The sequence below is a fragment of the Spirosoma aerophilum genome, from assembly GCF_054782495.1.
Map to the genome: position 1 here is coordinate 508198 of NZ_BAAGSJ010000017.1, position 12056 is coordinate 520253.

A 12056-nucleotide genomic window follows, 5' to 3' on the forward strand; every position below is an offset into this window, starting at 1 on the left:
TCTCAAAACTGACAGCACTACACAGGTCGGCACTATTTAAACCGTTGCACCTTCTTTCAGCCGCTCGGCGTTTTTGGCGATGCGAAGTTATTGTATCCTCACAGGCCACTCTTAATTTACCTGTTGACCGAGGGTTGTGTTAAGTACAACGAATAACCACCGCGCGGGCGGCCCCGCCCGTTGTACTACAACCTGCCAGATGTCAAAAACAAAGTCTTTTATGGCCGGATTTACTAAATGGAGTGTCATCACGGGCATCGTCGGCTGTGTGCTGATTTGTGTCGGCATGGCGATGAGACCTGCTACCCCACAACCGCCCAACATCGTGTACATACTGGCCGATGACCTGGGGTATGGCGACGTGTCAGCCTACAATCCAACGGGGAAGATTGCCACGCCGAATATTGACAGGCTGGCTGCGCAGGGAATGCGCTTTACGGATGCGCATTCGCCGTCGGGTGTGTGCACGCCTACCCGGTACTCCCTGCTGACGGGCCGTTATCCGTGGCGGAGTCGCTTACCCGTAGGCGTCTTGCGCGGCTACAGCCGGACGCTGATCGAAGCGGATCGCCCGACGGTGGCCTCGTTGCTGAAACGGAATGGATACCAAACGGCGGTCATCGGCAAATGGCATCTGGGCTTCGACTGGGTTCCGAAAAAAGGCAGCGAGTCGTTGCTGGCATCGGCGGAGTATGGTATCCAGTCGGAGATGGACCCGGCGGTGATCGATTTCTCGCAGAATCCGGTGCAGGGGCCTAACACAATAGGGTTCGATTACTCGTATGTGCTGCCCGCTTCGCTCGATATGCCGCCCTACTGTTACCTGGAAAATCATAAACTGACCGAGTTACCTACTGGTTACACCAAAGGCAACAAAATAGAGTCGGGTTACGCGGGTCCTTTCTGGCGCGAAGGCAGCATGGCTCCCTCCTTCGATTTTCATGGCGTGCTACCCCGATTTGTTGAGAAAGCGGTTGGTTTCCTGAGCCGACAAACCGCCCAAAAGCCATTCTTTCTGTATTTGCCGCTGGCGGCCCCACACACGCCCTGGATGCCAACCAAAGGCTATGCGGGGAAATCGAAAGCGGGCGAGTACGGCGATTTTGTGCAGCAGGTCGATGCGGCAGTGGGGGAGGTATTGACAGCTCTCGAAAAAACGGGATTGGCCGGTAATACACTCGTTGTTTTTACCAGTGATAACGGGCCGTACTGGCGGGATGACTATGTGAAGCGTTACGACCACCGAGCCGCTGGCGGGTTCAGGGGTATGAAAGGCGATGCGTTCGAAGGAGGCCACCGCATTCCGTTTATCGTTCGCTGGCCCGGTACCGTAAAAGCCGGAACGGTGAGCCAGGCTACCACAACGCTGGCGAATCTGACGGCGACGTGCCGGGAGATTCTGGGCATGGCAAATCCGAATACAGACGATAGTTACAGCATCCTGTCGGTGCTTTCGGGGAAGACAAACGATGTGCTGAACCAGCCAGCCGTCGTGCATAGTTCGTCAATCGGTTTCTTTGCCATTCGGAAAGGGGATTGGAAGTTGATTGAAGGACTTGGCTCGGGTGGATTTACGGAGCCTAAAGAAATAAAGCCTAAAGCGGGCGAGCCGGTTGGGCAGTTGTACAACCTCGCCACCGATCAACTGGAAACCACCAACGTGTATCAGCAACATCCCGAAAAAGTAAAGGAGCTAACGGATTTGCTGACGAAAATTAAAGGGGAGCATTGAGGTAAAACCAATTACCGGAAACGACAGGGGCGGCAAAATACTCTTTTGCCGCCCCTGTTATGTTTCAAAGAATGAAGACACGATCTACACCGTAGCGCCCTCTTTCAACCGTTCAGCATTTTCAGCGATGCGGAGTTGCTCGATGAATTCACCGATGCCGCCGTCCATAACGGCAGGCAGGTTATATACTGTCAGGCCGATGCGGTGGTCCGTTACGCGGCTTTGGGGATAGTTGTACGTTCTGATCTTATCGGAACGGTCGCCACTGCCCACCATCGTCTTGCGCTGGGATGCGATGGCGTCGTTGTGTTTCTGCAACTCGATTTCGTAGAGTCGTGACCGCAATACCGTCAGGGCTTTGTCGAAGTTCTTGAGCTGCGAACGTTCGTCCTGGCACTGCACCACCAGTCCCGTCGGGATGTGCGTTAACCGCACGGCCGAATAGGTGGTGTTTACCGACTGACCACCCGCTCCCGACGAACAGAAGGTATCCTTGCGAATGTCGTTCATGTTGATCTCAACGTCCACCTCTTCGGCTTCGGGCAGCACGGCTACGCTGGCGGCCGAGGTATGAATCCGGCCCTGGGTTTCGGTAGCCGGTACGCGCTGTACCCGGTGAACTCCCGACTCGAACTTCAGTTTACCATACACGTCTTCCCCCTCGATCTCGGTGATTATTTCTTTATATCCGCCGGATGTGCCTTCGGTAAAATCGACCAGCGACATACGCCAGCCCATTTTTTCACAGAACCGCTGGTACATGCGGAAAATATCGCCCGCAAAAATAGCCGCTTCGTCGCCCCCGGTGCCGCCCCGAATTTCGAGAATGACGTTTTTGCTGTCATTTGGGTCTTTCGGCATCAGCATTTCCTTGAGGGTTTCCTCCAGGGTATCCCGGCGCGGTACCAGTTCATCCAGTTCACCTTTAGCCATTTCCCGAAAATCTTCGTCCTTTTCGGTCGCGATGATTTTCTTTGCATTATCGATCTCTTCGAGCAGTTGCTGGTACGCCTGGTACTGCACGACGATTTTTTCCAAATCCTTGTATTCCTTGCTCAACTTCATGAACCGCTTCTGGTCCGAAACAGCTTCGGGCTGCACAATTTGTTGAGCTACTTCGTTGAAGCGTTCTCGGATGGCTTCTAACTGGTCAAGCATATATGTATAACTTTTTTTGTTATTCGCACGAATAACAAGAGCGAGTATCTAAATAATAAAGACAAAATTACGAAAATACTGTGGTTCGGCACGCAGGCAGTTTAGCTTTGTCTTTATCAAGTGCAACCAAGCTGCAAGCCGAATCGTTTTCCAGGCAAATGACCAAACTCTATTTCAGTAAGTTTCTGTGTATGATACGCTCCATCATCATTTCCAGTTTGCTAATCACGCTTTCCATAGCCTGTAACCCCGAGCGGGTTCGCTACACCAGTGAGTTGAAGCAGGAAATGGCCGACTCGAAAATTAAGCGGATCACCAATGCCGATCTCGTAGAAACGGTCGATGACCTGGGCGGTAAGGTGACGGCCGTACTGGAAAAAGAACTCACGACCCAGCTTCAGAAAACAACCGACCCCGCCGAGCGCACTAAGCTGTGCCAGTTACAGAACCTGCCCCGTACCAAAGCAATTGCCGAACGCTATGCTCTGGATATACGCCTGTTGGGCGAGGCCGACATCCAGAATAAGGCCCTGAATGCCAAGGAGCGGGAAATTCTGGACGCCTATTTGTACAGCGTCAAACAGAAACAGTTGCCTATTTCCAACATCCAGAAAATTACGGATACCACCTACGTCTATAACAAGCCTGTTCCACTTAGCAGCCCCATTTGTGATATTTGCTTCGGTAAGCAGGAAACGCCTTTCGCCGTCTGGCACCTGGGTTTCAACAAACGGGAGGTCGTCCGCCGGATGAGTGCGTCGGTCAAGAAGAAGAAATCATAGGGCTTTGGCTGTCTGGCGCTGGCGCGAGTATTCACTCGTGCCTCTAATTAAGCCAGCATTCGCTGGCAGTTATGTACATTATTAGTGCCAGCGAATGCTGGCTTAATTAGAGGCACGAGTGAATACTCGCGCCAGCTGCGCCAGCCGCCGTCTTATCAATAGCATCTACCCATTCAATCAACTGTTTTGCGGTCTCTTCCGGGTTATCCTCGGCCGTTTCAATCGTTTGAATGGTAGACGGGTCGCGGTGGGAAAGGCCGTGCAGGTAGGCTTTGTCGTAGTAGTCGAGGGTCAAGTCGGCAACGGTGGCATAATCGTGGTTAGCCAGTGCATCCAGTGCGTCCTGGGTGACTTTACCACCCAGTCTTTTGCGGATTCGTTCGGTAGCTTCAACGAGTAAGTTATGGTCAATGTTGGCATATTCGGTGACTAGACGGGTGACCCGTTTGGTCTTGGGTAAGTCGATAAACGCGACAGGAGCGGCCCGCATCTGCTGCCAGAGGGCCATTGGGATAAAGCACGAACCGATATTCCGGCTCTCGTCTTCGAGCCAGATCCGCCGACTGGTATCCAAGGTCAAGAGTGTCTGAAAAATCAGGTTTTCGAACTGCTCGGAAGCCGGTTGAGGCCGTTGCCCGATGGCTCCATACGACGACCCTTTATGATTGGCGAGCCCTTCCAGGTCGATGATCTGTTCACCCTGACGAGCCAGCTCTTTCAGAATGTCCGTTTTGCCACTCCCCGTTTTGCCACCCAGAATAATCAGCTTCAGGGGTTGCACAAACGAGTCGAGTACGGCATTGCGGTAGGCTTTGTAGCCACCCACCAGCGTCGAAGCGGTCAGCCCGGCGGTGTCGAGCAGCCAGGCAAACGAGCCGCTGCGCATACCGCCCCGCCAGCAATGAACCAGTACCTCCTTGTTTTGGGGGTTCAGCTTTTTCGACAGCTTGACAAAGTCGGCCAACTTGGGTCCAACCATACTGAGGCCCATCAGCACAGCCGCATCTTTGCCCGCATTTTTGTATTTGGTGCCCACCTGTGCCCGTTCATCATTGTCGAATAGCGGAATACTCACCGCCCCCGGAATGTGCGCATGGTCATACTCCCCCGGCGACCGGACGTCAATGACCGGCAGGCTACGTGCCTTGCTTAAAAACTCTTCGACGGATAGTTTGTGGACCATGTCTGAACCAGGATTTATTTGATTTTTTTGATGGGCTATGATTTCGCTAAGCAACTGTTCAGGCTTTTTGTATCGGTAAACTGTTTAAACTTTTGTTGCAATGTTAGATTCATCATTCTAGGAAAAAACGCCTATTGCCTACGCATTCATAAAAGTTTAAACGGCCCCTGAATGAATCAAAGTTGCCTACTTTTAAATCATAATCCCGCATTCAAATCACAGTCTGTCAAATTAATCAGCTAAATCCCGGTTCAGACAACGTAAATACATCTGAATTGTGTTCTCCAGTCCAAAGTAAAGGGCGTCGCAGATTAGGGCGTGACCGATGGACACTTCCTCCAGTCCGGGTACCTGCTCATCAAAGAAGCGCAGGTTTTCCAGACTCAGGTCATGGCCCGCGTTTAGGCCCAGGCCCAGCTCATTGGCGCGTTGAGCCGCCCGAACAAACGGTGCCACGGCGGCTTCCCGGTTTTCGGCGTAGTGGGCCGCGTAGGGTTCCGTATATAACTCAATCCGGTCGGTACCCACCGCTTTGGCCCCTTCGACCATGCGCTCATCAGCATCGACGAAAATAGACACGCGAATGCCATCGGCTTTGAACATATCGACCAGATACCTAAGGTGATCGGCATGGCGGATGGTATCCCAACCGGCGTTGGAGGTAATGGCATCGACCGCATCGGGAACGAGCGTTACCTGGGCGGGCTTCACTCGTTTCACCAGTTCGATGAACCGCTCGTCGGGGTTACCTTCAATGTTAAATTCCGTCGTGACGACCTCGTGCAAATCCAGCACATCCTGATAGCGGATATGCCGTTCGTCGGGGCGGGGGTGAACCGTAATTCCCTGCGCACCGAATCGTTCGCAATCGAGGGCGACCTTCACCAGATCGGGGTTGTTGCCACCGCGTGCGTTACGGATGGTCGCAATTTTGTTGATGTTAACGCTTAAACGTGTCATTTTTCAATGAGCGAGAGAGTAAAAGAACGAAAGAGCGAACCGGAACGCCGGAGCGCAGTGAATAACGTTGTCTGACTTCGTAACTTTGCCGAAACAGTGAAGGTTCATTGGTTTTTTACCACTCTTTCGCTCATTCACTCTTTCGCTCTTTACATTATGTCTTTAAAACAACAAATTGACGCCGATATAAAGCAGGCTATGCTGGCCAAAGATCAGGATAAGCTTCGTGCCTTGCGTGCCGTAAAATCCATGATTCTGCTCGAAGAAACCAAAGAAGGGCAGTCCGGCGACCTGAAGCCTGAGGATGAAACCAAAATTCTGACCAAAGCTGTAAAGCAGCGGAAAGATTCGGCGGACATCTACCGGCAGCAAAACCGCGCCGACTTACTGGCCGTTGAAGAAGCTGAAATCGCCGTTATCGAACAATATCTGCCCAAGCAGCTTTCGGAAGATGAACTGAAGGCGAAACTTCAGGCCATCATGACCCGCCTGGGCGCATCGGTACCCTCCGATCTGGGTAAAGTAATGGGCGTCGCGTCCAAAGAACTCGCCGGGCAAGCCGATGGGAAAGCCATTTCGGCGATGGTAAGACAACTTCTTAACTAAAGAGCGAAAGAGTGAAAGAGTGAAAGAGCGAATAGAGTCGCTAATTACTCAATCGCTCTTTCGCTCATTCACTCTTTCGCTCTTTGAATACGCTCGATTTACTCATGCTCATTCCCCTGGCCTGGGGGATTTTTAACGGATACCGCAAAGGTCTGCTCGTGGAGATCGTGGCGATTATCGCGTTTGTGGTGGCTATGATTGTCGGGTTTAAATTTCTGGCGTTTGGCATTGACCTGCTTAGTCCATACATCAGCCGCGAACTGGCCCGGAAAATCCTGCCTTGGCTGGGTTTCTCCGTCATCTTTTTTCCGACGGTCATCATGATCAACCAGATGGGATTTGCCATCCGACGGTCGTTAAAGTACTCCATATTAGGCACATTCGATAGTGTGGCCGGGGCCACCGTTGGTCTTTTTACGTGGGTTTTTGGAATTAGTGTTATCCTTTGGTTGTTCAGTTATATGGGCGTGAAAATGCCCGCCCGCCAAACAGAAACCGCCTTTTTATACCCATATATCCGGCCCATTGCGCCTAAAGTGATGGACAAAGCCGCTGTTTGGGTGCCCAAAGGACTGGAAGAGGGGAAGAAATGGCGAGCTGAAAATATAAAGAGCGATAGAGTAAAAGAATGAAAGAGCGGCTGGCGCGGTTCTTTGCGCTCTATCACTCTTTCGTTCTTTCGCTCTTTAAAAATATGAAACAAGATATTCGTAAACTGACGGCGGTTCAGTTAAAAGACTGGTTTACTAAAAACGGCGAACAGGGTTTTCGGGCCAAGCAGGTGCATGAATGGCTCTGGAAAAAATCGGCGTCGTCGTTCGAACAGATGACAAACCTGTCGCTGTCGACGCGTGAGGTGCTGAACGCTAATTTCGAAATTCGTCCGTTAACCGTCGATCAGCAGCAGAAAAGCAACGATGGCACGATCAAGTCGTCATTCAAGCTGTTTGACGGTAATCTGGTTGAGGGTGTTTTGATTCCGGCTTTGCGCAATGATGACTTAGATAGAATGACCGCCTGTGTATCGAGTCAGGTAGGTTGCTCGCTGACGTGTAAGTTCTGCGCCACGGGCTATATGGACCGGAAGCGCAACCTCGACGCGGCCGAAATCTACGACCAGGTGGTGGCTATTGACCGGCAGGCCAAAGAAAACTACGACGCGCCCCTGACCAACATCGTGTACATGGGCATGGGCGAACCGCTGCTGAACTATAAAAACGTCCTCGAATCCGTCGACCGCATCACCTCGCCCGATGGCCTAGGCATGTCGCCGAAACGAATTACCGTATCGACGGCGGGCATTGCCAAGATGATCCGGCAACTGGGCGACGACGAAGTAAAGTTTAACCTTGCTTTGTCACTCCACGCGGCCAACGATCTGAAGCGCGACCAGATCATGCCGATCAACGAAAGCAACACGCTGGAGGCCCTGGGCGATGCGCTGACGTACTTTTACAAGAAAACCGGCACGCGTATTACGTTTGAGTACATTCTTTTCTACAACTTCAACGATACGCTTCAGGACGCGCAGGAGCTTTGGAAATTCACCAAACGTGTACCCGCCAAGGTAAATATTATTGAGTATAACCCCATTGCTGAGGCCAATTTCAAAAATACCGATCCGAAAACGCTGGATAAATTCGCCGGGTATTTAGAAGATAAAGGCGTTATTGTCAATGTACGTCGAAGTCGGGGTAAAGACATTGATGCCGCTTGCGGGCAGTTGGCCGGGAAGAAGGTGTAGAGACCGGTCCGCCGTGGTCCGGCATTCCGGTACGGCAATTCTTTGCGTTTGTCTTGTAAGGCAATACCTCGCGTGTCATATGCAGGCAATTCTTTGCCTTATGAAAGCCTATTACCAATAGGCTTTTTTCTTGTTTAATAGACCATTGTCAACCTCTGTCTGAGCTGAGACGCAAGGTATTACATCTCTACTTAACAATTTGGTAATATAGCAATGCTCAGTTTCACGTACTTTTGTGGCAATCATAAGCTTACGGACCCACCGTTAGCTGAATCATAGAAGATACGTCACTTATGTTTGGATTAGAAACGGATGTTTTTATCCTCCTCTTTATCAGCCTTTTCGCTGCCTGCGCCTTCGAATTTGTAAACGGCTTTCACGATACCGCCAATGCCGTTGCTACCGTTATTTATACCAACTCACTAAAACCGACTTATGCCGTTGTCTGGTCGGGGATTTGCAACTTTACCGGTGTTTTGTTGGGTGGCATTGGTGTCGCCATGGGTATCGTCAACCTGCTTCCGGTCGAACTACTGGTCGACCAGAACGTGTATCATAGCGTAGCAATGGTACTGGCCTTGCTGCTCAGTGCCATTATCTGGAACCTGGGAACCTGGTATTTTGGTCTGCCCAGTTCAAGTTCACATACCCTTATTGGCTCTATCCTGGGCGTTGGTCTGGCGTTCGCCACCATGCCCGAAAACAAAACCGGCGCTGCCGTTAACTGGGATAAAGCCATTGAAACGGGATACGCCCTGTTATTATCTCCGCTATTAGGTTTTAGTCTGGCCATTGTGCTGATGTTTATTTTACGTCGGTCGGTGCCGGAAGAGGCTAAAGACCAGCTTTTTAAAGAACCTAAGAAGAACACGGAGCCGCCTACCTGGGTAAGGGCTATATTGATCGCGACCTGCTCGCTGGTTAGTTTTTTCCACGGCAGCAACGATGGGCAGAAGGGTGTAGGCCTGATCATGCTCATCCTGATCGGTATCGTTCCCTATCATTTTGCGGTAAAGGCCGACCTCGATCCGCGTCTGATGCAGACGAACGTGGCGGCTATTCAGCAGACCATGAGCGCGCTGGACTCAACGCATCTGTCGTCGACCAACCGCGTCCGGCTGGCTCAAACGAATACGGAGCTGGCTGAGTTGAGTGCGTTGGTAAACGGGCCGCTCGTTGAGGGTAAGATTCCGAATGAAAAACGGCTGGACGTGCGTCGCGACCTACTGCTGATCAACAGCAATATCAAGAAAATCACGGCCGATGAGGGCTCAAACCTTAGCGCGGCCCAGGTAGCTCAATTAAATAAGAACTTAGGCGAAGAGGGCGGCTTGCGCCGGTTCACGGATTATGCCCCGCTGTGGGTTATCCTGATGATCGCCTTATCGCTGGGTCTTGGCACCATGATTGGCTGGCGCCGGATTGTGGTGACGGTAGGCGAAAAAATTGGTAAGCAACACCTAACCTACGCACAGGGCGCGTCGGCTGAGCTGGTAGCCGCCATGATGATCGGTATGGCCTCCTGGCTGAAACTACCCGTGAGTACAACGCACGTGCTGTCATCGGGTATTGCGGGAAGCATGGTGGCCAATAAAGGGGTTAAAAACTTACAGGCAGGAACGGTCAAAAATATTGCGCTGGCCTGGATACTGACGCTGCCTGTTTCGGTGCTGCTGTCCTTCACACTCTATATTTTCTTCCGCTGGGTTCTGTAATGTATTGATGGCTGGGAAGCCATGGAACGGAATCAGTGCCAAAGCATTTTAACCACAGAGGCACGGAGTACACAGAGGTTTCTAGGCCTTCTCTGTGTACTCCGTGCCTCTGTGGTTAAACTAATTTTTGTGGTTGACTAACTACGGCCTTTATCCCGGTCGTTCCCTAAAAAACGCCGTATCACTGAACCCATTCCGGCGCATCCTGCTCGATGGCGTGACGGACTTTGGCAACGATCTCGTCAACGGTTTCGTCGGGGCCGAATTGCATTGGCTCCTTAAATTGGACCGTGAGCAGGGTATTTCGTTTTTTGAAGCGTAATCCTTTCTTGTCGAAGGCTCGCCGGAATCCATTGATCACGACCGGCACCACAATGGGCTCATTGTTTTTGATAAGGTGCCCCGTGCCCTTCCGTACTGGTGCAAATGGTGTTGTTGTACCCTGCGGGAAGCTTACGACCCAGCCATGTGCCAGCGCCCTGGCAATTTTCTCGTTTGCTGAATTGTCGACTGCCCGTTGCACTTCGCGTCCTTCGGCCCGCCAGGAACGCTCGATTGTTAAGGCGCCACCTGCTGCAAAAACGCGGGGTACAATGCCTTTTTTCATCGTTTCGGAAGCGGCTACATAGTATTGCCTGGCTCGTGGACCGAACAGATAAACGGGTGGTAAAAGGGTGTTCTGAAACCCCCACTTTACGGCGCAAAAGATGTGAAAAAAGGCAATGACATCGGCAAAATACGTCTGATGGTTGGACAAGAACAGAACGTTGTTGATCGGTAAATTCTCCAGATTTTCAGTCCCTTCGATCTGAATTCGGTTCACGACCGTATAGCGTGCGTAGGTTAACCAGCCAATTAGCCCAATTATTATCCGCCTGAATAACAATGAGTTGCCAAAAGGGTCGCATTCGAATAGACCGAGTATATCCAGCGGCATCAGAAACTTGGGCAAATAGCTGAATTTAGTTGGCTTTACGTACTTCATTGTCTGGGTTAAAATCACCGGTAAGGGGTAAAGTTACAAGTATGCTACAATGTTTTAAAGAAAAAGTGCAAAAGGCTGATTTATACATGAAATATGATTCAATGACTCGTCGCTTCTGCAATCCCCCAAAAAGAAACACAAACTTTTTTTTAAACCTGATTAATCCTTTATCTGAATACATCCTCTAACCATCAAATTCGCAACAATAACCAATTTGCCTATAGCCCGACAGTTTACACAATCAAGTTCAGGTTTCCCTTTTTCAAACTGTTTTTCCATTTACAACCATGAAACGAATTGTGCTTGCCGGTGTCATTGCTTTGTTGGGTCTATTCGCTGCTCAAAGCACCTTTGCTCAGGTTCAGGTCGGCATCCGGGGCGGTGCTAACTTCGGCTTCGCGTCGAAGCCCGAATACCTGGGTAGTCTAACCCCCGACTTTCATTCATCCATCGGACCAACCGGTGCTCTTTTTCTGGACATTCCCCTGAGTAATCGCGTATCGTTCCGTCCGGAGGTATCGTACATACAAAAAGGTGTTGCTATAAAAGAAGGCTTTGATGTGAATCTGGGCGGGTTTTCGCTGCCAATCGGGGCCACTATCGCCTATCAGTCACAACAGATTGAGGTACCCCTGTTGTTTAAATTTAACCTGAGCGATGGTCCTGTGCAGCCCTACTTTATCGCCGGTCCGGCAGTAAGTTATGCCTTCGACGGCCGTATCCGTACCCGTGCGTCGGCGCTGGTAACGACCAGGCCGTTCGATGTAGATGTTAACTATGGCGGTATGCTCACCCCCTGGGATTTTGGTGCTGTCGGTGGATTGGGGCTGGCCATGGATGCCGGTGCCGGTAAGTTCTTTGTGGAAGGCCGCTACACACACGGATTCACCCGTCAGGTGCAGGTGCCAGTTGTTAATGTCAACGTTCGGAATCGGGGCGTAGCGGTATCACTGGGTTACTCATTCCCAATTGGTTATTAGTTAATGGGTGGAGTCGTGGAAGGAGTGAAGTAAGTTAATGGCCACTCCACTTACCCCCTATTCTACTACTCCACCCATTAACTATTCCACCACTCCACTTACCCCACCACTTCACTACTCTACCAATCCCATCATTCACTCATTTTTCTATTGAATCAACCTGAATTAGTAAAGGCGGGGTCTGTTGACTCCGCCTTTCTTGTTTATGATG

General features: G+C 51.0%; 11 protein-coding genes. 7 read left to right on the top strand and 4 right to left on the bottom strand.

What is annotated here, in order from left to right; all coding sequences use genetic code 11:
- Nucleotides 1–220: 220 nt before the first annotated feature.
- A complete protein-coding gene (locus tag ACYVK4_RS24460; RefSeq protein WP_461130194.1) occupies nucleotides 221–1732 on the top strand; it encodes a sulfatase family protein in 1512 nt (503 codons plus the stop codon).
- 84 nt (nucleotides 1733–1816) lie between these two features.
- Here ACYVK4_RS24460 and prfA read toward each other — a convergent pair whose 3' ends face one another.
- The gene (gene prfA / locus ACYVK4_RS24465; RefSeq protein WP_461130195.1) at nucleotides 1817–2890 is read right to left on the bottom strand and encodes a peptide chain release factor 1; all 1074 of its coding nucleotides are present in this window, start codon (nucleotides 2888–2890) and stop codon (nucleotides 1817–1819) included.
- A 191-nt stretch (nucleotides 2891–3081) separates the two neighbouring features.
- Between prfA and ACYVK4_RS24470 the strand changes: the two genes are divergently transcribed.
- The gene (locus ACYVK4_RS24470; RefSeq protein ID WP_461130196.1) at nucleotides 3082–3672 is read left to right on the top strand and encodes a hypothetical protein; all 591 of its coding nucleotides are present in this window, start codon (nucleotides 3082–3084) and stop codon (nucleotides 3670–3672) included.
- Nucleotides 3673–3778: 106 nt separating this feature from the next.
- Here the strand turns inward: ACYVK4_RS24470 and mnmH are convergent, their stop codons facing one another.
- Together mnmH and ACYVK4_RS24480 are read right to left on the bottom strand one after the other, a co-directional pair.
- The gene (gene mnmH, locus ACYVK4_RS24475) at nucleotides 3779–4855 is read right to left on the bottom strand and encodes a tRNA 2-selenouridine(34) synthase MnmH (RefSeq protein WP_461130197.1); all 1077 of its coding nucleotides are present in this window, start codon (nucleotides 4853–4855) and stop codon (nucleotides 3779–3781) included.
- A 231-nt stretch (nucleotides 4856–5086) separates the two neighbouring features.
- On the bottom strand, nucleotides 5087–5815 hold the full coding sequence (locus tag ACYVK4_RS24480) for a pyridoxine 5'-phosphate synthase (RefSeq protein WP_461130198.1): 729 nt from the start codon (nucleotides 5813–5815) through the stop codon (nucleotides 5087–5089).
- 156 nt (nucleotides 5816–5971) lie between these two features.
- Between ACYVK4_RS24480 and ACYVK4_RS24485 the strand changes: the two genes are divergently transcribed.
- The 4 genes from ACYVK4_RS24485 (at nucleotide 5972) to ACYVK4_RS24500 (ending at nucleotide 9880) form a co-directional block, all read left to right on the top strand.
- Nucleotides 5972–6421 (top strand): GatB/YqeY domain-containing protein, encoded by a 450-nt coding sequence (locus tag ACYVK4_RS24485; protein ID WP_461130199.1) that lies wholly within the window; start codon nucleotides 5972–5974, stop codon nucleotides 6419–6421.
- Nucleotides 6422–6525: 104 nt separating this feature from the next.
- Nucleotides 6526–7053: a CvpA family protein gene (locus tag ACYVK4_RS24490; RefSeq protein WP_461130360.1), complete on the top strand. Its 528-nt coding sequence runs from the start codon at nucleotides 6526–6528 to the stop codon at nucleotides 7051–7053.
- Between the two features lie 62 nt (nucleotides 7054–7115).
- A complete protein-coding gene (rlmN, locus tag ACYVK4_RS24495; protein ID WP_461130200.1) occupies nucleotides 7116–8165 on the top strand; it encodes a dual-specificity RNA methyltransferase RlmN in 1050 nt (349 codons plus the stop codon).
- A 293-nt stretch (nucleotides 8166–8458) separates the two neighbouring features.
- The gene (locus ACYVK4_RS24500; RefSeq protein WP_461130201.1) at nucleotides 8459–9880 is read left to right on the top strand and encodes an inorganic phosphate transporter; all 1422 of its coding nucleotides are present in this window, start codon (nucleotides 8459–8461) and stop codon (nucleotides 9878–9880) included.
- A gap of 181 nt (nucleotides 9881–10061) precedes the next feature.
- Here the strand turns inward: ACYVK4_RS24500 and ACYVK4_RS24505 are convergent, their stop codons facing one another.
- A complete protein-coding gene (locus tag ACYVK4_RS24505; protein ID WP_461130202.1) occupies nucleotides 10062–10865 on the bottom strand; it encodes a lysophospholipid acyltransferase family protein in 804 nt (267 codons plus the stop codon).
- A 287-nt stretch (nucleotides 10866–11152) separates the two neighbouring features.
- Here ACYVK4_RS24505 and ACYVK4_RS24510 point away from each other — a divergent pair, with 287 nt between their 5' ends.
- Nucleotides 11153–11845 (top strand): porin family protein, encoded by a 693-nt coding sequence (locus ACYVK4_RS24510; protein ID WP_461130203.1) that lies wholly within the window; start codon nucleotides 11153–11155, stop codon nucleotides 11843–11845.
- Nucleotides 11846–12056: the final 211 nt, after the last annotated feature.

Excerpts from the sequence above, each read along its gene's own strand:
- ACYVK4_RS24460 (WP_461130194.1), top strand. The coding sequence starts at position 221 with ATGGCCGGATTTACTAAATGGAGTGTCATCACGGGCATCGTCGGCTGT.
- ACYVK4_RS24490 (WP_461130360.1), top strand. The coding sequence starts at position 6,526 with ATGCTCATTCCCCTGGCCTGGGGGATTTTTAACGGATACCGCAAAGGT.
- ACYVK4_RS24505 (WP_461130202.1), bottom strand. The coding sequence starts at position 10,865 with ATGAAGTACGTAAAGCCAACTAAATTCAGCTATTTGCCCAAGTTTCTG.
- ACYVK4_RS24485 (WP_461130199.1), top strand. The coding sequence starts at position 5,972 with ATGTCTTTAAAACAACAAATTGACGCCGATATAAAGCAGGCTATGCTG.
- mnmH (WP_461130197.1), bottom strand. The coding sequence starts at position 4,855 with ATGGTCCACAAACTATCCGTCGAAGAGTTTTTAAGCAAGGCACGTAGC.
- ACYVK4_RS24470 (WP_461130196.1), top strand. The coding sequence starts at position 3,082 with ATGATACGCTCCATCATCATTTCCAGTTTGCTAATCACGCTTTCCATA.
- ACYVK4_RS24500 (WP_461130201.1), top strand. The coding sequence starts at position 8,459 with ATGTTTGGATTAGAAACGGATGTTTTTATCCTCCTCTTTATCAGCCTT.
- ACYVK4_RS24510 (WP_461130203.1), top strand. The coding sequence starts at position 11,153 with ATGAAACGAATTGTGCTTGCCGGTGTCATTGCTTTGTTGGGTCTATTC.
- ACYVK4_RS24480 (WP_461130198.1), bottom strand. The coding sequence starts at position 5,815 with ATGACACGTTTAAGCGTTAACATCAACAAAATTGCGACCATCCGTAAC.
- prfA (WP_461130195.1), bottom strand. The coding sequence starts at position 2,890 with ATGCTTGACCAGTTAGAAGCCATCCGAGAACGCTTCAACGAAGTAGCT.
- rlmN (WP_461130200.1), top strand. The coding sequence starts at position 7,116 with ATGAAACAAGATATTCGTAAACTGACGGCGGTTCAGTTAAAAGACTGG.